Annotated in this window: 24 protein-coding genes; 14 read left to right on the plus strand and 10 right to left on the minus strand. The window is 47.6% G+C overall.

The window, feature by feature from the left end; translation table 11 throughout:
• A partial coding sequence (locus tag AC1DUA_RS08935; RefSeq protein WP_477499397.1) for a beta/alpha barrel domain-containing protein occupies positions 1-653 on the plus strand: 653 nt, incomplete at its 5' end.
• A 93-nt stretch (positions 654-746) separates the two neighbouring features.
• Here the strand turns inward: AC1DUA_RS08935 and AC1DUA_RS08940 are convergent.
• Positions 747-1,070 (minus strand): hypothetical protein, encoded by a 324-nt coding sequence (locus AC1DUA_RS08940; RefSeq protein ID WP_477499398.1) that lies wholly within the window; start codon positions 1,068-1,070, stop codon positions 747-749.
• 202 nt (positions 1,071-1,272) lie between these two features.
• Here AC1DUA_RS08940 and AC1DUA_RS08945 point away from each other — a divergent pair, with 202 nt between their 5' ends.
• The 3 genes from AC1DUA_RS08945 to AC1DUA_RS08955 all read left to right on the plus strand — a co-directional run bounded on the left by AC1DUA_RS08945 (position 1,273) and on the right by AC1DUA_RS08955 (position 4,118).
• Entirely contained in the window at positions 1,273-2,028 is a 756-nt protein-coding gene (locus AC1DUA_RS08945; RefSeq protein ID WP_477499399.1) for a response regulator transcription factor, read from the plus strand.
• Positions 2,025-3,392 carry a sensor histidine kinase gene (locus AC1DUA_RS08950; protein ID WP_477499400.1) on the plus strand — a complete coding sequence of 456 codons (1,368 nt, stop codon included), beginning with the start codon at positions 2,025-2,027 and terminating at the stop codon, positions 3,390-3,392. Before AC1DUA_RS08945 ends, AC1DUA_RS08950 begins: the two co-directional genes overlap by 4 nt.
• Before the next feature lie 201 nt (positions 3,393-3,593).
• Positions 3,594-4,118, plus strand: coding sequence for a C40 family peptidase (locus AC1DUA_RS08955; protein ID WP_477499401.1), 525 nt, complete (start codon positions 3,594-3,596; stop codon positions 4,116-4,118).
• Between the two features lie 207 nt (positions 4,119-4,325).
• Here AC1DUA_RS08955 and AC1DUA_RS08960 read toward each other — a convergent pair whose 3' ends face one another.
• The gene (locus AC1DUA_RS08960) at positions 4,326-4,787 is read right to left on the minus strand and encodes an Hsp20/alpha crystallin family protein (protein WP_477499402.1); all 462 of its coding nucleotides are present in this window, start codon (positions 4,785-4,787) and stop codon (positions 4,326-4,328) included.
• A gap of 135 nt (positions 4,788-4,922) precedes the next feature.
• On the opposite strand from AC1DUA_RS08960, the gene AC1DUA_RS08965 reads away from it, so the two are divergent.
• From AC1DUA_RS08965 to AC1DUA_RS08985, 5 genes are all read left to right on the plus strand, one after another.
• On the plus strand, positions 4,923-5,150 hold the full coding sequence (locus AC1DUA_RS08965; protein ID WP_145667755.1) for a spore germination protein: 228 nt from the start codon (positions 4,923-4,925) through the stop codon (positions 5,148-5,150).
• Positions 5,151-5,185: 35 nt separating this feature from the next.
• Entirely contained in the window at positions 5,186-5,395 is a 210-nt protein-coding gene (locus AC1DUA_RS08970; protein WP_145667757.1) for a spore germination protein GerPB, read from the plus strand.
• Positions 5,396-5,465: 70 nt separating this feature from the next.
• Complete coding sequence (gerPC, locus tag AC1DUA_RS08975) at positions 5,466-6,224, plus strand: spore germination protein GerPC (protein ID WP_477499403.1); 759 nt, start codon at positions 5,466-5,468, stop codon at positions 6,222-6,224.
• 5 nt (positions 6,225-6,229) lie between these two features.
• Complete coding sequence (locus AC1DUA_RS08980) at positions 6,230-6,409, plus strand: spore gernimation protein GerPD (RefSeq protein ID WP_477499416.1); 180 nt, start codon at positions 6,230-6,232, stop codon at positions 6,407-6,409.
• Between the two features lie 3 nt (positions 6,410-6,412).
• Positions 6,413-6,874: a spore germination protein GerPE gene (locus tag AC1DUA_RS08985; RefSeq protein WP_477499404.1), complete on the plus strand. Its 462-nt coding sequence runs from the start codon at positions 6,413-6,415 to the stop codon at positions 6,872-6,874.
• A gap of 60 nt (positions 6,875-6,934) precedes the next feature.
• Here AC1DUA_RS08985 and AC1DUA_RS08990 read toward each other — a convergent pair whose 3' ends face one another.
• The 3 genes from AC1DUA_RS08990 to AC1DUA_RS09000 all read right to left on the minus strand — a co-directional run bounded on the left by AC1DUA_RS08990 (position 6,935) and on the right by AC1DUA_RS09000 (position 9,477).
• Complete coding sequence (locus AC1DUA_RS08990; protein ID WP_477499405.1) at positions 6,935-7,948, minus strand: S-layer homology domain-containing protein; 1,014 nt, start codon at positions 7,946-7,948, stop codon at positions 6,935-6,937.
• A 26-nt stretch (positions 7,949-7,974) separates the two neighbouring features.
• Positions 7,975-8,394, minus strand: coding sequence for a hypothetical protein (locus tag AC1DUA_RS08995; RefSeq protein ID WP_477499406.1), 420 nt, complete (start codon positions 8,392-8,394; stop codon positions 7,975-7,977).
• Between the two features lie 153 nt (positions 8,395-8,547).
• Complete coding sequence (locus AC1DUA_RS09000; RefSeq protein ID WP_477499407.1) at positions 8,548-9,477, minus strand: diguanylate cyclase domain-containing protein; 930 nt, start codon at positions 9,475-9,477, stop codon at positions 8,548-8,550.
• A 319-nt stretch (positions 9,478-9,796) separates the two neighbouring features.
• Here AC1DUA_RS09000 and AC1DUA_RS09005 point away from each other — a divergent pair, with 319 nt between their 5' ends.
• Entirely contained in the window at positions 9,797-10,498 is a 702-nt protein-coding gene (locus tag AC1DUA_RS09005; protein ID WP_145667767.1) for a response regulator transcription factor, read from the plus strand.
• Here the strand turns inward: AC1DUA_RS09005 and AC1DUA_RS09010 are convergent.
• Positions 10,495-11,229 (minus strand): DUF554 domain-containing protein, encoded by a 735-nt coding sequence (locus AC1DUA_RS09010; protein ID WP_477499417.1) that lies wholly within the window; start codon positions 11,227-11,229, stop codon positions 10,495-10,497. The two genes, AC1DUA_RS09005 and AC1DUA_RS09010, sit on opposite strands and share 4 nt — an antisense overlap.
• Positions 11,230-11,365: 136 nt before the next feature.
• Here AC1DUA_RS09010 and AC1DUA_RS09015 point away from each other — a divergent pair, with 136 nt between their 5' ends.
• The 4 genes from AC1DUA_RS09015 to AC1DUA_RS09030 all read left to right on the plus strand — a co-directional run bounded on the left by AC1DUA_RS09015 (position 11,366) and on the right by AC1DUA_RS09030 (position 14,022).
• Entirely contained in the window at positions 11,366-11,599 is a 234-nt protein-coding gene (locus tag AC1DUA_RS09015; protein WP_477499408.1) for a hypothetical protein, read from the plus strand.
• 89 nt (positions 11,600-11,688) lie between these two features.
• Positions 11,689-12,330, plus strand: coding sequence for a thiamine diphosphokinase (locus AC1DUA_RS09020; protein ID WP_477499409.1), 642 nt, complete (start codon positions 11,689-11,691; stop codon positions 12,328-12,330).
• A gap of 83 nt (positions 12,331-12,413) precedes the next feature.
• Positions 12,414-13,490, plus strand: coding sequence for a polysaccharide deacetylase family protein (locus tag AC1DUA_RS09025; protein ID WP_477499410.1), 1,077 nt, complete (start codon positions 12,414-12,416; stop codon positions 13,488-13,490).
• A gap of 82 nt (positions 13,491-13,572) precedes the next feature.
• Positions 13,573-14,022, plus strand: coding sequence for a PilZ domain-containing protein (locus tag AC1DUA_RS09030; protein WP_477499411.1), 450 nt, complete (start codon positions 13,573-13,575; stop codon positions 14,020-14,022).
• Here AC1DUA_RS09030 and AC1DUA_RS09035 read toward each other — a convergent pair.
• The 4 genes from AC1DUA_RS09035 to AC1DUA_RS09050 all read right to left on the minus strand — a co-directional run bounded on the left by AC1DUA_RS09035 (position 14,015) and on the right by AC1DUA_RS09050 (position 18,118).
• Positions 14,015-14,506, minus strand: coding sequence for a GAF domain-containing protein (locus AC1DUA_RS09035; RefSeq protein ID WP_477499412.1), 492 nt, complete (start codon positions 14,504-14,506; stop codon positions 14,015-14,017). The genes AC1DUA_RS09030 and AC1DUA_RS09035 overlap by 8 nt on opposite strands.
• An 856-nt stretch (positions 14,507-15,362) precedes the next feature.
• Positions 15,363-16,052: an L-ribulose-5-phosphate 4-epimerase gene (araD, locus tag AC1DUA_RS09040; RefSeq protein ID WP_477499413.1), complete on the minus strand. Its 690-nt coding sequence runs from the start codon at positions 16,050-16,052 to the stop codon at positions 15,363-15,365.
• A 141-nt stretch (positions 16,053-16,193) separates the two neighbouring features.
• Positions 16,194-17,423 carry an S-layer homology domain-containing protein gene (locus AC1DUA_RS09045; protein WP_477499414.1) on the minus strand — a complete coding sequence of 410 codons (1,230 nt, stop codon included), beginning with the start codon at positions 17,421-17,423 and terminating at the stop codon, positions 16,194-16,196.
• Positions 17,424-17,668: 245 nt separating this feature from the next.
• Complete coding sequence (locus AC1DUA_RS09050; protein WP_477499415.1) at positions 17,669-18,118, minus strand: hypothetical protein; 450 nt, start codon at positions 18,116-18,118, stop codon at positions 17,669-17,671.
• Positions 18,119-18,291 lie beyond the last annotated feature (173 nt).

Raw genomic sequence — 18,291 nt, forward strand, 5'->3', positions numbered from 1 at the left:
TACTTGATCTGATCCGTGTGGCTTGTTATATCAAAGATGTGGACAAAGGTCTTGAGCTTGTTCAAAAGTTCAACGACATGGGCTATGAAACATCCCTGAACATCATGGCACTTTCCCACGTAATGGAAAATGAACTAATTGAAGCATTCGAAGAAATTAACAAAAGCCCCGTTGACGTTGTCTACATTGTAGACTCCTACGGCAGCATGGCTCCTAAGGATATTGATTACCTGGTAACGAAATTCCAACGTCTGCTTCCTGAGAAAGAGCTTGGCTTGCACATGCATAACAACATGCAGCTTGCTTTCGCTAACACAATTACTGGCGCAGCCAGCGGCGTAACTTTCTTGGATTCCTCCGTGTACGGCATGGGCCGCGCAGCAGGAAATTGTACGACTGAATTGCTGCTCAGCCATTTGAAAGGCGCGCGCTACGATATTCGTCCAGTGCTCGAAATCATTGAAAAACACATGATCACGATGCGTGAGAAATGGGATTGGGGCTACCTCATTCCTTACATGATCGTAGGTGCGCTCGATGAGCACCCGCGCACAGCCATGGCGCAACTTAGCTCTAAGGAAAGAAATAACTTCGTCGATTTCTATGACCGTTTGACGTCCGTTGAGACCGTGCCTATTACTCACAAAGGCTAATTCGTTCGCCTAAAGAAACCCCTTGTCAACTTATTCGTAAGGCATTGCCTTCGGATGAGCAACAAGGGGTTTTTCGTATGGCTACGAACCGGGTTATTTGATGATTTTGGCTGACACAACGTAATCTTCGGCATATTCCCGATCAATAAGGAAGGTGAATTCCTCTTCCACCCGTCGAACATTCCCTCTTTTACGGAACACCTCGATATATTCACTGTCAATAAGCTGTGTGCAATCCTCATCCGTATAAATTAGGCCGCCATCCAAACGTTTGATCGCTTCAACCATCGCTTCGCGCGATTTTAACCCACCCTCAATTTGAACATAAACTCTTCCAGTCGCATCTTGATCCTGCAGTAAAATTACGACTTTCTGTATAGCCCTGGTACACGTTTTTTTATCCGGTGATATGCTCATCTACTCGGCTCCTTTATCAGTATTCTCTGTGCTAGTTTATGTCACGAAGGTTAAACGCGGACTAGGCTAATGAACACTCAATGCAAGACTGGGCAGCGGGGACATGTGAGTACTCATGTATGTAAAAGCGCCTTACCTGAGAAACTAAGACGATGAATCGATGCCGCTGTTCTGGCGGAGCTGGGAGTGAATATTTTTCCGAATGAGCCGCATATTGCTGATCGAGGACGAAGAACGCATCGCTCGCGTACTGAAGCTGGAGCTTGAGCATGAGGGTTATGAAGTACATACGAAGTCAGACGGGCGCGCAGGACTGGATGCTGCCTTGTCTGAGACCGAGTGGGATCTTATTCTGCTGGACGTAATGCTGCCGGAACTAAGCGGCCTAGAAGTACTGCGCCGTATACGTCAGGTTAATGCTACACTGCCTATTATCCTGCTGACCGCCAGGGATGCTGTCTCCGACAGGGTCAGTGGGCTAGATCAAGGCGCTAATGATTATGTGACGAAACCATTTGCCACAGTTGAACTGTTGGCACGCATTCGCAGCTTGCTTCGGCAGCGAAATCTACAGGACCAACCAGCCGAGCAGCCTCATTTGCTGAAAATTGATGAGTTAACTATGGACTTGAAAAGCAGATCCGTAGCCCGTGAGGGAACCACTATTGAGCTAACGCCAACGGAGTTTGAGTTATTGCGTTTTCTAATTCAACATCAAGATGAGGTCATGACGAGGGAACAGATTATTTCTGAAGTATGGGGCTATGATTTTGTGGGGGATACGAACGTCGTTGACGTCTATATTCGTTATCTTCGGCAAAAAGTGGATAAACCATTTTCATCCAAGCTTATACAAACGATCCGCGGAATCGGTTATTTGATCAAAGTTGATTCGGCGCAAGCACCCAAAGAAACAGAGGAATCATCAGGTGCTGCCCCCAAAGAGAAACCCTTATGAGTCTTAAACTGAAAATTACCCTGGGCGTTACCGTCGGTCTTATGCTGATCCTTTTTATCAGCTTTACCTTTGCTTACTATATGTTCATTCGGGTTACCACCAAAGGCGAAGCCGATTTACTCAAAGAGAAGGCGAAAACACTGCTGCTGAAAGATCTGGCCAATCATCCTGAGTATTGGCGGGACAATTCCCAAATGGAAGAGCTCCTCATCCCCCAGGAAATGCTGCGATATATTGGACCGGATTCCAAGGTTATTTATCAAATCTTTTCCGATGAGACGCTAATTCGCTACCCCGTCAACTATGTGAACAAGGATACCGTAACCGTAGAAACGGCTTCAGATGGCATCTATGTCTTTGTGAAAATGCCTGTTTTTAAAGAAGGTCATCAGATTGCCACTCTCGAAATCGGCCGCAGCCTGCGTAGATTGGGTGAATATGCGGACATGCTTATCTCTGTCCTCCTCTTGACCTCAACAGGAACGCTGATTCTCGCTCTTATCGGGGGTTATTTCTATACGAGCGTCCTCTTCCGTCCTCTTCAAGACTTCGTAGGCACGATGCAGAACATTGAGCAGAGCGGCTCCTTCCGGCATATCAACCTGCCAGCGAAGGCGACGAACGATGAGCTGGTGATACTTGGCGCGACATTCAACCGAATGATCGACAGGCTGCAGGATATGTTTCAAAAGCAGGAACAGTTTCTTGCAGATGCTTCCCACGAGCTGCGTACACCGCTGACCATCATTGAGAGCTACGCGAGTTTACTAAGAAGATGGGCTTTCCATGACGAAAAGCTGCGGGAAGAAGCGCTCGAAGCGATCATCTCCGAATCCGCTCAGTTGAAGCAGCTTACTCAAAACCTGCTTTCTCTCACGGATGTCGTCCGGGAAAACTGTGAGCAGGATGTCGATTTCGACCTACTTCCTCTCGCCCGTCAAACCGCGGCTTCCCTTCGCATCACTTCCGGGAGAGAAATTAAAGTGGAGCTCGCTTCGGAGCGGCAAGAGCTTCTTATGACAGGTGACTCCTATAAAATTAAGCAGCTGCTTATCATCCTGTTAGATAATGCCCTGAAATACAGCCAGCAAATGATCATCATGCACATCAATCTCACCGAAGATAATTGGGTCATTCTTAAAGTCATCGATCAGGGCATTGGCATCCCTGAAAGCGATATTCCCCACCTCTTTGACAGGTTCTATCGCAGTGATAAAGCGAGGAATCGCAAGCAAGGCGGYGTGGGTCTGGGACTGGCCATAGCCCTGCATATCGTCCAGAAACATAAAGGCACTATTGAGCTTCAGAGCCGTTTGGGAGAAGGGACTACGGTGATTGTGAAATTACCGGTATCGTGTCAATAAGAATATTTTAATAGGATTTTCAGCATTCTCTCAGAAAGCGAAGGAAAGCCAGTAATAGCATGGTGAAAGGGCTTACATGGTAAATTATAGGTTAAATTTCATCTGCTATACTTGGGACATGTCAAACGTAACAGACATAACGTCACTCAATAGATGAGTCTGGTGAAGCAATATCAAACAACTCAATTCTAGGAGGCTACCATGATGAATAAGAAAACCAACTGGTACAAGAAATTAGTCGTTACGGCGTTGACAGTTTCCATTGGACTCTCCGCGGGAATGATATCCGTACCTCATCAAGCTGACGCAGCCACAGCTTCAACAACTGCAACCTCCATCACGGCAACCTCCCGTGGCAGCAGCGTCATCAGCATTGGTCGGAACTACTTGGGAACGCCTTACCTATTCGGTTCAAGATCAGGTCAAACGAACACATTCGATTGCTCGTCCTTTACGCAATATGTATTCAGTCGCGTAGGCGTCAACCTGCCGCGTACATCTAAGAATCAGGCCCACGTGGGCAGCTATGTATCCAGAAGCAACCTTCGCGCTGGTGATCTGGTGTTTTTCTCCAATCCGGGCAAACCAGGCGTCATTAACCATGTTGCGATCTACATGGGCAACGGGAACCTCCTGCAAACTTACGGGGCTGGCGGTGTACGTATAACGAACATTCATAGCGGGACTTGGTCATCCCGTTACATGACAGCTCGCCGCGTGTTGTAAGATTCAAACTAAAGGCTAGAATGAAAAATCAGACCCTGTAGTTCCCCAGGAACCAAAAAAGCTACCCATTCAACTCTAGCGCCCCGCAGTTCCCCAGCGCATACTATTTTGTACAATAACCGTTCTTTCGTAAGATGGCGGATACCTGAGATACACCGCCACCACTTACGATAGGAACGGTTTTTTGTGTGTTCGGTTTCGTCTCTGCTAATAACGAATATAGGCTTCCGTATAGTTCTCCTTCAAGCCTCTTTTACGCACTTTTATCTGTAGTAAACGCTGCTTGTAACTAACTCTCGCCGATCTTGGAAGCACAAGCGTCGGAAATTTGATAATTCGACCCTTCCCGCTGGTGAATCCGGTCAGCTTCAACTGATTCGATTTTAAGAACACTCGAAGAGCCCTTGGATCTTCACCTTTGGCAATTTTCACTTTGATAATGACATGTTCATGCGTTTCGAAGATTTCTGCACCTGACGGTCCTTGCCCAGAAATGCTTGCATCCATGCCCGGCATTGCTTTTTTCAGCATGTCCTGTACATATCCCTCAACCCACGTCATATTATCTAGAAAGGTCTGCCCTTTTTCAGCGAAAGGCAGCTTTTGCCCGRGAAACTTCTCTACATGATCCCATTTCAGCCAAGGATGGCGATTATTAAACCCGCTCATGCCTATCACCTCGTTTTCCCTTGCAGTATATGTGCCTATGCCCTGATGTGACACCAATCTGAAAAACAGATCACCTCTAGGCGAATACCCTCATATACTGAAGGTGTGAGAAGCCTGAGGTCAGGGAGGCCGAATATGCCGTCTATTGTAGGAAACGTGAAAATCATCAGCGTTGGTTCTAGTTCAGTTGTCCACTTCGGCGATACCTTTATCATCGCGCCTACCAGTTCTTCCAAAACATTCGCAGGAGCAGGCTCCTTTAATACGGGTGATTTCCCTCGTGTCTATAATGCATACAGCACTACAATTACTAATGATTCGGATCTCATCGAAGCGAACGCCACCAGCGGAGTAATCGTCTAGAATGAGCGATGTCAAACACAGCGAGGTGTTCCTCCATGAACATGATCATTCACCAAACCATCATGATCCAGCAGCTGAAAGTGAACTCCGTTGCCAACTCCTCCGTGCTTCAAATCGGCACCGCAGGTTCTATCCGTTCCTTATCAAACCTGTATAATACAGGTGGTTTTGTTGAGCCTACGCCAGAGCTTGGTTCAAGTGAAGTGAATCCCGTTTCCCTCGTTCGTTTGCCGCCGCCTACCTGATCGCCGCGATGAAATGACCCTCATGCTTGTCATGAAAGGTTTCTACTGAACTCGGAAGGAGGTGCCATAAATGCATAACTCAATCACGTGGCAACAATGGGCCCAGCAGCTTTCTGCCTATATTGAAATGCAGAAGCAGCGTATCGATAAGTTGGAAGAAACCGTCACGAAACTGCAATCCGACCTCGATGCTGTAAAGGTTCAAAAACGATTCCATATCGATAAAATCGAATACAATTTCGACCAGCTGAAAGTTGAAAAACTGGACGGAACCTTGACCATAGGCATCAGCCCGAGCTCACTAGATAACGTCGACGACTTCACAGTCAATGGCGCCTCAGTAGGCAAGGATGCTGGGCAAAATCAAAATCCTTTTTCCCAGGGACAAGAAACGGGGCAGGGGCAGGACCAAAGCCAGGGGCAAGGTCAGGCGCAAAGTCAGGGGCAAGAATTCGGGATTGGACCTATGCAGACCAATAATATGAGAAAACAGCAAGGCGCTGAAGGGCAAGCCCATTCAGGAGCTGCGATGCAGCAGGATGTTTCGAAAGGCATTGCGCATTATCTGCAATATGGGCTCCAGTCTGATATGCTCAATCTGGAAAATAAATACCAGTATCATTTGGACGAAGACTACAAAGACCTTATCGTGGAGGATATTCGCAAGCAATTGGATGCTCGCATCCAGCATTATGTCAATCAATACCGCGGCGTAGGATTTAAAGAACCGATGGAAGCTGTCACAACCAGCATTATTGATAAAACAAAACAAGACATTATCAGCGCAGTTGAAAGCTACATATCCAGTCTGCCAAGAAATGAGGGCTAATTATGATGAACTTACATGTGGAAAACAAGCAACTTTTCGTAGGTGATGTACGCATCGTCGGTGTATCCAGCTCCTCCGTCTTTCTCATCGGCGATACGGAAGTCATCTCCTTGTCATCGATGTTCGACACCCCCCCGGAATCCGTAATCATCTCGCCATTCGTCCCCCTCCCGTCTGAGGTATAAAAGATGGCGCGCCTCTCCATTGTCGGCTACGTCTATGTGATTGAAATTGACGCAAGCAGTGTCATGCAGGTCGGAGACAATGTCACCACCACGCTGGATACCAACGTCTTTGCGGTGCAGCGTGAAGTTCCGATATATTACGGGAATGAAGGCAGCTTCAAGGCCTATCCCTTCTATCAGCGTCCTATTCCCACACCGCAACCGCCAGAGCCATTTACAATGTGTGTGGATAACTTAGGCTCCTATATTCGGGTGCGAGGCATCAAAGTTCTTGGGGTTGGTTCGACCTCTGTGCTCCAGATTGGCAGCAATCGTCTGATCGGAAGCGAAGCCCGAATCAAAAACATCCGTCAATTCGTTACCGACAGGCCCGGTCCCCATAAGCAAACAACCTTTATCAAGCTGGGCACCGAGGACGTCATCGGCGACGTCCTGCCCGCTATCAAGCCGCCGCCTGGCTTGTAGAGATACAAACCCAAAGAACCGCCCCCACCCTAATCGGTGGAAGCGGTTCTTTGGTGTGGCTCACTTCGTGAGCAGCGGCTGCGCGCGGCTTAGCAGCGCAGCCATCTCCGCGCGCGTCAAGGACGCGCTAGGGTGGAACGTGCCGTTCGCGTAGCCGTCGACAAGGCCATTGCTGCTCATCGCAGCAATGGCCTCCGCCGACCAGCTGCCTGCCGGCACGTCAGAGAAGCTCTTCGCAGCGGCCGAGCCGCCCTGCGAAGTCAAGTGCAAGGCGCGGGAGAGCAGCATGCTCATCTCTTCCCGCGTAATGATCTGATCCGGTGCGAAGCGCTCGGCGCTGATCCCTTGGATCAGCCCGCTGCTCTTCGCGATCCGGATATCCTGCGAGGCCCAGTGGCTCGCAGGCACATCCGTGAACGAGGCGCTGCTGGCAGCCTCGCCTTGCAAGCCGAGCGCGCGCACGATGATCGTCGCGGCTTCTGCTCTTGTGAGCGCCGCGTCGGGCGCGAACTTGTCTGCGGCGGTGCCTAGCATCCAACCGCTGTTCGCAGCGGCGAGCACGGCCTCTTTGGCCCAGTGCTGCTGCACGTCTGTGAAATAGAAGCCGTCCGCCCACAAACCATAATAATCCCAGGTATCGGCTGTCTCCTGATTCAAGCTCCAGCTTCCGGTACCTTTCAAATTATACTTGCTAACCAGCTTCAGCTTCGCTTTCAACGATTGTTCGTTCTCAAACCAAACCGTGTAATCGCCTGGCTCTAGGTTGTTGCCGTTGATGCTGAACGGTTCATCCGTTGGATGAATTGTAAAAGAAGCAACAGGAGACTGGCTGGCGGTATCAAAACGAACCGTCCCCCCATACTTTTGGGTAATTTTGCTAAGGGTTTGAGCGGACACACCTGCTCCGTTATCAGCTGTGTTTTGATTCCAGTACCTTCCGTAGAACGGTATCCCCAGTACAATTTTATCCGCAGACGCCTGTGAAATCGCATATTGAATCGACTTCTCTACAAAGGGCAAACTAGCTACAGGTCCAGGTGTCGGATCGCCAGGATAGCTTTCGTCGTAAGCCATGACCATTAAATAATCACTAACGGCGGCTAAAGCCTTATAATCATACAGACCTGTCCATCCCTGTGTTGTGCCCGTTGGATTAGCAGGATCGCTTTTTCTCCAAGTGACCGATCAAAGTCATTGCTGAGAAAAGGAACCACCCGTTTTCCCCTCTGATGCATGTCCGCAATAAACGAAGCTAGCAAGGAATCTGATAATTCCAAGCCGCCGTCTGTGTTGATATGAAAATAGCTAGGAGCAACAACATCGAGAGTTTGTCCACTTTTATCCACTTGAGACGTATACGAAGTCGGATTTCCAAAATACATATAGGACATATTGAATTTCCCCTGCGCCGAACTAGCTTGGGCCAGAGCATTATGAGGTCCCGAGCTTGTTGCTATCGTCAGTATTCCCGCTGCTGCTAGTGCAACAACGAATTTACGCCATCGCTTGTTTCCCGGCATCTACACTCATTCCCTTCTCTAGCATTCTCTGAAATCTTCCTTACTCTATCATCTTAGAATGCGCATTAAATCGCTAGTTGTAAATATTGGTGGATGCAAAAAAACCGCTATACAGCGGGCATTGAACCCCTATAGCGGTTAATAGAAAATGGTCTATGTATCTATCGTTTGTTGATAAAATTGAAAGTGGTTTCGCCCTTTGCCTTTCACTTGATAGAGAGCTATATCCACTTCTTTCATCATATCCGATGCCTCCATCGTATCGGAGTTATACATCGTAATTCCCATACTGACGGTAGCTCTAAACAGATGGCCTTGAACATCCCATGGCTGATCCACGCAATGCAGGATTCGCTTAGCCACGCTATCCATATGCTCCTCGCAATCTACGGACGGCAGCAGAATCGTGAACTCGTCCCCGCCCATCCGCGCAAACAAATCGACCTCGCGAAGGCAACCTTGGATGCGATGAGCAAAATCCTGCAAAAAAGCGTCGCCCACATCATGCCCCATCGTGTCATTGATCATTTTGAAATCATCGATATCTACATATAAAAGCCCAAAAGGTCTATTCGTACGTTTCGCCTGTAGAAACATTTGCTGCAATTGCTCCTTGAACAATCGCCGATTAGGCAAGCCCGTCAATGGATCATCGAAAGCCATGGCAATTAACCGGCTCTCATGATTTTTGCACAGCGTAATATCGTTAAGGACAAAACAAATCTCCGTGAGATTTCCTTCCTCATTGTATATCGGCATCGCGGTACATTCAAACCAGTTGAAGCTCTCACTGGTCCCTTTCATCCGAAACTCCAGCTTACTGCTGCTGCTCGTCTGCAAGGTTTTGATAAACATTTTATGTATATCCATCCGGTATTCGGAATCTATAAAGTCTACAATTTGCCCAAAATCCTCAGGGATAATGCCGATCACGGGGTTAAAACTCTTGGAAGCATAGGCTAAATTTCCATGAACATCGAAAATACAAAACAGATCCCAAGCCTGCTCAATGAATTGGCGTACGAAGTTATCCTTCTGCAACCATGGATGTGTGACGGGATTCAAACCAGCCGAATGACTCATTACTTTCGTCGCCCCCTTCTCTATTCATGCATAGAGACAAGGGTAGATTAGCATGGGAACATAAAGATTTCATAAAGGTCACCTAAAATTTGCGTCAAATAGAGCAGGTCTCCGCCCATATTCTTCCTTTTTCGCTATAAACCGAGACTAGCAATAGGGCAAAGTACCCTCTTTCTACTAGAAACCGCACCAAATCTCATGATTTGTCAATAAAAGGATAGAAATTTTTGGGAGAATCGTTCTATAATGAAGGTAATATTTGTGAGCGGGATCTCCGCTCCCATCATGAGCCGTTCCGTTATCGAGGAGGATTTCTAGTATGGCAGGAGAAACAATTTTAGTCGTGGATGATGAACAAGAAATTGTCCAACTAATCCAACTCTATCTAGCAAGAGAAGGATACAAAGTTATCAGTGCCAACAATGGACAAGATGTTTTTGAGATCGTCAAAGAATACAAGCCCGATCTTATTGTTCTGGACATACTGCTGCCAGGACTTGATGGCATAGAAGTTTGCCGACAGCTCCGCAAAACCAGCAATACGCCAATTCTGTTCATCTCCTGCAAAAGCGAGGATATCGATATCATTCTCGGACTCAGCATGGGTGGCGATGATTATATGACGAAACCTTTCAGCCCTAGTCAACTTGTAGCAAGGGTGAAGGCCCTTCTACGTCGAAATTCGATCCGCGAACAGCATCAGGATGACCCACAGTTGGTAAAGTTTCCTGGTCTTGAGATTGATCTAGTTAGCCACATCGTCCGAGTGAATGGGCAGACCATCTCACTATCCGCCAAAGAATTTGATTTGCTTTCCCTTATGGCCAAGACGCCTAACCGAGTTTACAAAATAGAGCACTTATTTGAGCTTATCTGGAGCCTCGATAGTATGGGCGACCCGCGAACGCTCATTGTACATATCAGCAATCTGCGCAAGAAAATTGAAGTCAATCCAGCTGACCCTCGATACATTATTACGGTACGCGGTGTCGGCTACAAATTCAACGGTTCTGCAGTCTAGAACAATCGCTCCCACCAAGCGGAGAAATGATTCTGCAAAGGCACAGCGGCTGCCGCTATAACAAGTGCCGGAAGCATATTGGCGACATTTATTTTTCTAATTTGAAGAATGTTGATGCCTACGCCAATAACCAGAATGCCGCCAACGGCTGTAATTTGAATGATCATCGCGTCCAGTGACGCTTGGCTAAATGCCATGGCAATCAAAGTTGCGGCCAAAGCAATCGTTCCCTGCATGATGAAAACGGATACGGCTGAGAAGATCACGCCTACGCCTAAAGTCGAAGCGAAAATAATTGATAGGAATCCGTCCAGCAATGATTTCGTGTACAAAATATCATGATTATGCCGCAAGCCGCTGTCCAGCGGACCCAGAATCGCCATAGCTCCAATGCAGTAGATCAGCGTACAAGTCACGAAGCCTTCTGAGACGCTGCCGTGATGCTGTGAAGAGCTTTTGCGCATTTGGGCCTGCAACCAGTCACCAAGCTGACCTAGCCGGTATTCGATGCGGAGCAGCTCTCCCAGAATGCCTCCGATGACGACRCTCAAAATAACAAGTACAATTTGACTCGATTTCAGCGCCATAGTAATCCCCAGCACAGTAATTGCGAGCCCTAGGCCCTGCATGACTGTGCTTTTTATGCCTTCCGAGATACGCGGCAGAAGCAGCCCCAATAATCCCCCAATGATAATGGCGGCAGCATTCACGATCGTTCCCCATAATGCCATTCTGTTCATTTCCTTTCTGCCTGACAAAAGTATGTATTCCGTATATGACAACCTTATCATTCTACATGATTCTATTCATAATTTCCTCCATGCTTGGAAATGGTATGGATAAGCAACAGGAAAGGAGGAATACGGCATGGCTAAAGACAAAACAATGGAACCAATGACAGGAGATATTGTGGAGACAGACGGTATTTATGCCAATGAGGCAGGGCAAGAAGTTACCCTCAAACGCGGTGATGAATTTCCTGCGGACCTTGTGCTAGGCAGGACGACATGGGAGTTGCAGGGCTTCGCGGAAGAAGCCGAGATTGACCACGATCAAACGGAGCTTAATCCTATGCGCAAGCGCGCTGATAATCGAACCTAATCTTAGAACCGGGCTGCTGGGATGCAGCTCGGTTTTTTGTTTCAATATGGTATACTAAGGGGATGATATTAAGCGCTGGGGGAACAAGTATGAACGGGAAACGAATAATTATTGTAACTGGCGGTACGCTTGGCGATTGGGCTCTGAGTGTCATTCAAGAGGACGATGTGCTAGTCGGCTCTGACCGCGGTGCTTTGTATTTGATACAGCATGGCTATAAGCCTCATATTTCACTAGGCGATTTCGATTCGGTAACAGCTGAAGAGTTAAGCCTTATTCGTTCTTCAAGCGTTTCGTTTATCGAATGCGATCCTGTACATAAAGATTTGACCGATACAGAAATGGCCTTCAATTGGGCTCTTGCTGAGCAGCCTGAACAGATCATCCTACTGGGCGCCCTGGGCACTCGCTTCGACCATTCGTTAGCTAATGTGCATTTACTTCGCAAAGGAACTGAGCTGGGTATTGCCTGCTCTATTATCGATGCCAATAACCAGATTATTGTTATGAATCAAACGACTCGCATTGAACGCGGAAGATATTCGCATATTTCTTTGCTTCCACTCAGTCTACAAGTTACAGGTATTACGCTCCACGGCTTCGCGTATCCACTTCATGAAGCGACGCTAGAAATCGGCCAATCCCTTGGGATTAGTAATATACTCAAGGAACCAGAAGGTCTAATCAAGCTTCAAACAGGCCTCCTCCTGGTTATTCAAAGCAAAGATTAACAATGCTCCGTAGGTATAATTCTTCCAACCATTGCTTACAAATAGAGTAATAGAATATTCCTCTAGAAATGGTTGGTGTGCCTATGAGCTTTCGAAGAAAGAGAATCCTGTCGTATTCGTTATTTATCGGGATTTTCACGATATTGCTGCTGCTCCTAGTCAGTTGCCTTCCCGCCGCGGACTACGGGACTGAGGAGGCAGCTAATGCAGCGGCTTCCTATACGAATGAGGCTGCTGCCGATGTGCTGCCTGAGCTCCCCGCTCTACAAGCGGACGAGCCCCAAGTAGAAGCCGAACCAGTTACAGTGTCCGATGTGCTGCCTGATGCAGCACCAAGTGCTGTGCCTGGCGCTGCACTCGAGCAAGATTCCAACGTAGGGAATACGCTGTTTCTTCCACTCGCCGTGGACATGAAACCGGCTCCCCCCTCCGTTACCACGAACACGTATGTCCCCATCGTTCCGCAAAAGAACACGGGCAAACCTTCGTCCAAAGTCAGCATCCCCGTGCTCAATTACCACAGTGTAGCGATAGATCCAGGGAATATTGTCGTCATAACCCCGGATAAGCTGGCAGAGCAAATGGCGTATTTGCACGATCATGGATACACACCGCTCTCGCTCGAGGCATTCATACGTCTCCTGGAAGGAGATAATTCCGAGAAAGCTCCAGAGAAGCCGGTGCTGCTGACATTTGATGACGGCTACATCGATAATTATGAGCAGGCTATGCCGATTCTGGCTAAATACGGGTTTCCTGCCACTCTTTTTGTTTCTCCTGGCATGACGGGGCAGGACGGCTATCTCAATTGGGAGCAAATTAAGAAGATGCAGGCAGGAGGCTGGGATATTCAGCCGCATGGCATGTCGCATCCCCACCTGCCCAAGTTGACCGCGGATGAGCAAGCTTACGAAATCGTGGAAGCCAGAAAGCAAATTGAGGAGCATCTGGGAACGAAAGCCGATGTCTTTTGCTACCCGTATGGCGAACGTAACAAAACGACGCTTAAGCTTCTTAAGCAGCACGGATTTCGATATGCTTTTACAATCGATCAAGGATTTGCAAGTAAGGAACAGTCCCCTTTCCTGCTTAAACGGCTTTTTATTAATGGCGAGGAAGATTTGCAAGCCTTCGAAGCCCAGCTCCTTAAGTTCAAATAAGGGGCTTTTTACTTGTAGAAATATGGTTCTAAATATCTATTTTTATAGTATAATATGCCTATAAATCAAGAGGAGCATCTCCATGTCGCAACCAAATAAACGCTCCAGTTTCAGGCTGCATCTCCAGATACCCTTAACCGCCCTATTCAAGATTATAGGGATCAAGAATAAAGCTGCCGACACGAAACATTCCAAAATTATGATAAGGGATATCAGCGCAGGCGGCATTCGTATGCACACACCATTGAATCTTCCTACCGAGATGAGCTTGCTATTGGAATTTACTTTTCATCTGTTTCATCAGGAAATGAAGATACTAGGGATCATTAAACGAAAAACGATGCTGAAACCATCCCTTTATGAATACGGGATTGAATTCAGCATCGCAGATCCGACTATCGAACAGCAGTTGACTAGTCACCTGATTCTGTTAGGTTCTCGCTTAAGGCACTCCAACGTACTGGCAAGTTGCAGCTTCTGTTCCGATGAGGATGTGGAAGATATTTATTCGATGACTTATGACATTACATAGCAGCAGTCAGCGCCTGCACGAACTGCTCCAAATAGCGCTGATCGAGTTCATCAAAACGGTTTAAGCTCGGGCTATCGATATCCAGCACACCAATTAACTCATCCCCGCGAACGATTGGAATGACAATTTCCGATTTTGAAGCGGCATCGCAGGCGATATGGCCCGGGAACGCATGAACGTCCGGTACAAGCACCGTTTCCCGAAGCTGAGCGGACGTGCCGCAAACTCCCTTGCCTAGCGGAATCCGCACGCATGCCGGCAATCCCTGGAAAGGCCCCAGAACGAGCTCTTCCTTCTCTTGCGTCTTGTCCACCAGGTAGAAACCTACCCAATTCACATCTGTCAAAAACTGTCCGAGCAGCGATGCCGCATTCGCCAAATTGGCAATTCGGTTCGGTTCATCATATATCAATGCTTTAACCTGCTGAATCAGCAAGGTATAATTCTCTTCTCTTGTTCCTTCATAACCTGACTTTGCAAACATCAGCAATCATCCTTCTTCCCCTTAACATGCTTACTCCCTCATCATACCAAAAAGTGCACATTTCCGCCAAAGGATAAGATTTACTCCATCAGCTTCTTCGTGGGTAGCTGAGTGTGAGATCGTAAATAAAGGGTCCTAGTTAAAATGAAAAGCCGCTCCCTCACCTTCATCGGACCACTCCCTGGGATCGGTCAACTGAGCGGGGCGATTGGTTGTGTAGTTATGTAGCTATTCACTTATACACTTATATACTTATACACCTATACACTTATTTACTTATACACTTATTTACTTATACACTTGCGCTTAACGCCGATTACTCCTGCTATTTTCTGCGTTTTCTCCACTTTTACCCAATTAACTGGACTTTCTACCGCTAACTTTACCCAAACCACGCAATTCAGGCTAGCTACCGACGATTTAGCTGGAGTTTCTACCGCTATTTCATTTTCTGCCACCAAGCAGCGTAGATTAACGATAGGTTATACCGCTATTCCTTCCCTGCCACTAAGCAGCACAGATCAACGGTGGATTATACAGCTATTCCTTCTCTGCCACCAAGCAGCGTAGATTAACGGTAGATTATACCACTATTCCTTCCCTACCACTACGCAGCACAGATCAACGGTGGATTATACAGCTATTCCTTCTCTGCCACCAAGCAGCACAGATCAACGGTGGATTGTACCGCAATTCCAAATGGGCACCTTAAATGGACAGTCCCAGTCCACTTCCTTGGCAAAATAGCAGACCGCTATTCCCCTAGCAGGCGGATAATGTGCCTTTTCAGGGAGGGGTCTATAGTACCCTCCAAAAACACAAAAGGACAGCCGGCAAGCTGCCAACTGTCCTTCATTTATTTCTGCCCGTAATACGCGTTAACTCCGTGTTTTCTCAAGAAGTGCCGATCCAGCAGCGTTTGATCCATAGCCGGGATCACCGGGTTCAACTGGAAGGTATGGTAAGCGATCTTCGCGACCTCTTCCAGCACGACCGCATTATGCACCGCATTATGCGGGTCCTTCCCCCAACTGAACGGAGCATGGCAGTTCACCAGTACACCCGGTACCATCGCCGGGTCAAGATCTTGGAGCGTCTCGATGATGACGTTACCCGTCTCCAGCTCGTAGGCTCCTTTGATCTCAGCCTCCGTCATGAGCCGAGTGCAGGGGACTTCCCCGTAGAAGTAATCCGCATGAGTTGTGCCCAGCGCAGGGATGCCTCTCCCGGCCTGCGCCCAGCTTGTCGCCCATGGCGAATGCGTGTGGACAATCCCGCCAATTGCCGGGAATGCGCGGTACAACGCCAAATGGGTCGGCGTATCTGACGAAGGCTTCAGTGTGCCTTCTACGATTCGGCCCTCGAGATCGACGACCACGAGATCTTCAGCCTTCAAGTCCTCATAAGGCACACCACTTGGCTTGATCACAACAAGCCCTTGATCCCGATCAATCCCACTGACATTGCCCCACGTAAATGTTACGAGCCGATATTTCGGCAAATCCAAATTTGCTTCCAGTACCGCTTGTTTCAAATTCTCCAGCACGTGTACTCAACACCTTCCGATATGAATGTACGTATAATGTACTATTATACACTTGTACGTACATGTTATCTAGATAGTGGTGATATAAAGTTTGAGGTGTACAACTTGTATGTACACCCCGTTCTTTTATGCCGTTAATGATTAAGCATGTATGATTGAAAAAATAATGGTTTTGCCATCCGGCTCAAGCCGCGTCTCCACGGAGAAGCTGCCAATTTGCTTCGTCGTTGTTTCCAATACGCCCTTCGCTGCAGCGCGCTCACACGCATCCGTGAAATGGCGGTAGAAGATATCCGCATCATATCCAAAAAGGAAATCCGTAAACTTACGAATGCTTTCCATATTGCGGGCTAGAGTTCCATCCTCAAGGCGAACCGTTACGCCATAAGTCATAAATTGAGGATCAAGCCACAGCGAAGCTTCATTGCTATTACGCACACCAGCCGTCGCCCCGTTCACCGCGAGCGCTTTGGCATCCGCATCCCGGAACAGGCGAAGCGTTGTTTCTTCCAAATCATAGTTCGTCCCCCGCAGCTTACCTGCGTCCTCCATAATGCTGTAGGCATCGAGCATACGCTGATCAGGGAATATCAGTTTTTTATAACTGCCATCCTTGGTTGGAACGACTTTGACGAATGCGTCTCCCTCGTTCTTCACACTGATCCTCTTGGACTTCGTCTGCAATCGAGTAATGATTTGCAAGGCCTCCGCACGGGTAACATCACGGCCCACACCAAAATACCCATTCGGGTATCCTTCCATAATCCCCTTCGTCATCGCTTCACCAATAAATTTCTGCTGTCTGGACGTTGCACTTTGCAGATCACCGAATTGGTACGCCGCTTTGAGGCTGTATACCTCATCTTCCAAATACTCGGTTTCCTTCAGCAAATAATACAAAATCTCGGCTACATCTTCGCGTTTTAGCTTCGCTTTATAATCCGTGAACTGTCCTTTACTAATGAAATGAAGATCGCTAGCCAAGTCCAGGTACGGCTTCGCCCAATATCCGACCGTACTTGGTTTAAACGTGAAGTCCCGGTAATCCTGCTTCAAAATGCTCTGATTGCCCGCGCTTAATGCTTGCAGAAAGCTTGTTTTCCAATTGCGTTCGCCATTCGGAAACTTGTCTGTAAAAGCAAGTAAAACGATTTTCACAAACTGGTCAGCCGTCACTGCATCATCTGGTCGAAACGTCCCATCCGGGAATCCGTCCAACAGCCCCTGCTGCGCCATCTGGGTAATCGTCTGCTCAGCCCAGTGCCCCCGTATGTCTGACAGACTAGCCGCTTCACTTCTTGTTTGTCCAACCCCTATGGTCATTACACAGCAAACCACTGCTATGGCTATCCATTTATTCAACTGCCCCATGTTAAGATTCTCCGCTTCTCTACAAAATTTTTGATACCAACTTGTACCATTCTCTAGAATAAGGCTTMTACTAACCTTTGAGAATAGCCTTAAAGCCTAGTAAGAGAGGCGTGCCAAGCCCTAGCAGGCTTGGGTCTATAGCCGCAGGGGCGGCTTTAATAAGTGAAGTAACTCCGTCTTTCTGCATATCAAAAAGGACCATATCGTCTACACACGTAGAAAATATAGTCCTACTATTCCAGCACTTAGCCTAATTTTCTGCCAGCGCCTACGGTTTTCATTGAATTATAATAACGCAGCCAATCAGTTATGTATAACATTTTCGTTAGGAAGTCCGGCGCGCTCCCCTGCAGGTAGGCATATTTCTCTTGCTGCAGCAGCTGATGCATCTCAAAGCTTTTCAGAAATACAGCTTTCACAAAGGCCTCTTCTGTTTGCGGCTTGTGAAGATCCGTCCCCCGAGAGAGCTCAATCTCCTCAAAAATCACGCCTCTATAGTAAGGATGCACATTGACCTGTCGCCCCATATCCACGTACGCAAGACCCGTATACTCAAAAGGCAGCCAAATTAAATTCGTCTTCTTATCTTCTAGTTTAACGGTATACACTAAGCCCAAATTCAAAGCAACTGGCTGAGGGTAATTGTTAATGACTCCGGAACGCAGGTGATCCATGACATGCTCAACGAAATTCATCGTGTTCTTCCTCTCCAAAGGACCTGATTTACATGCAGTATCCTTCCTACATATTGCGTGCTAATACCTTATATTGTCAAGGTTCCAATTCACATTCGCCCTATTATTTGCATAAAAAATACCAATAATTGTGATACTCATCCAAAGACATTTTGAAGTGAAGAGGACGGGTT

It is taken from the genome of Paenibacillus sp. 01T422 (assembly GCF_056398785.1).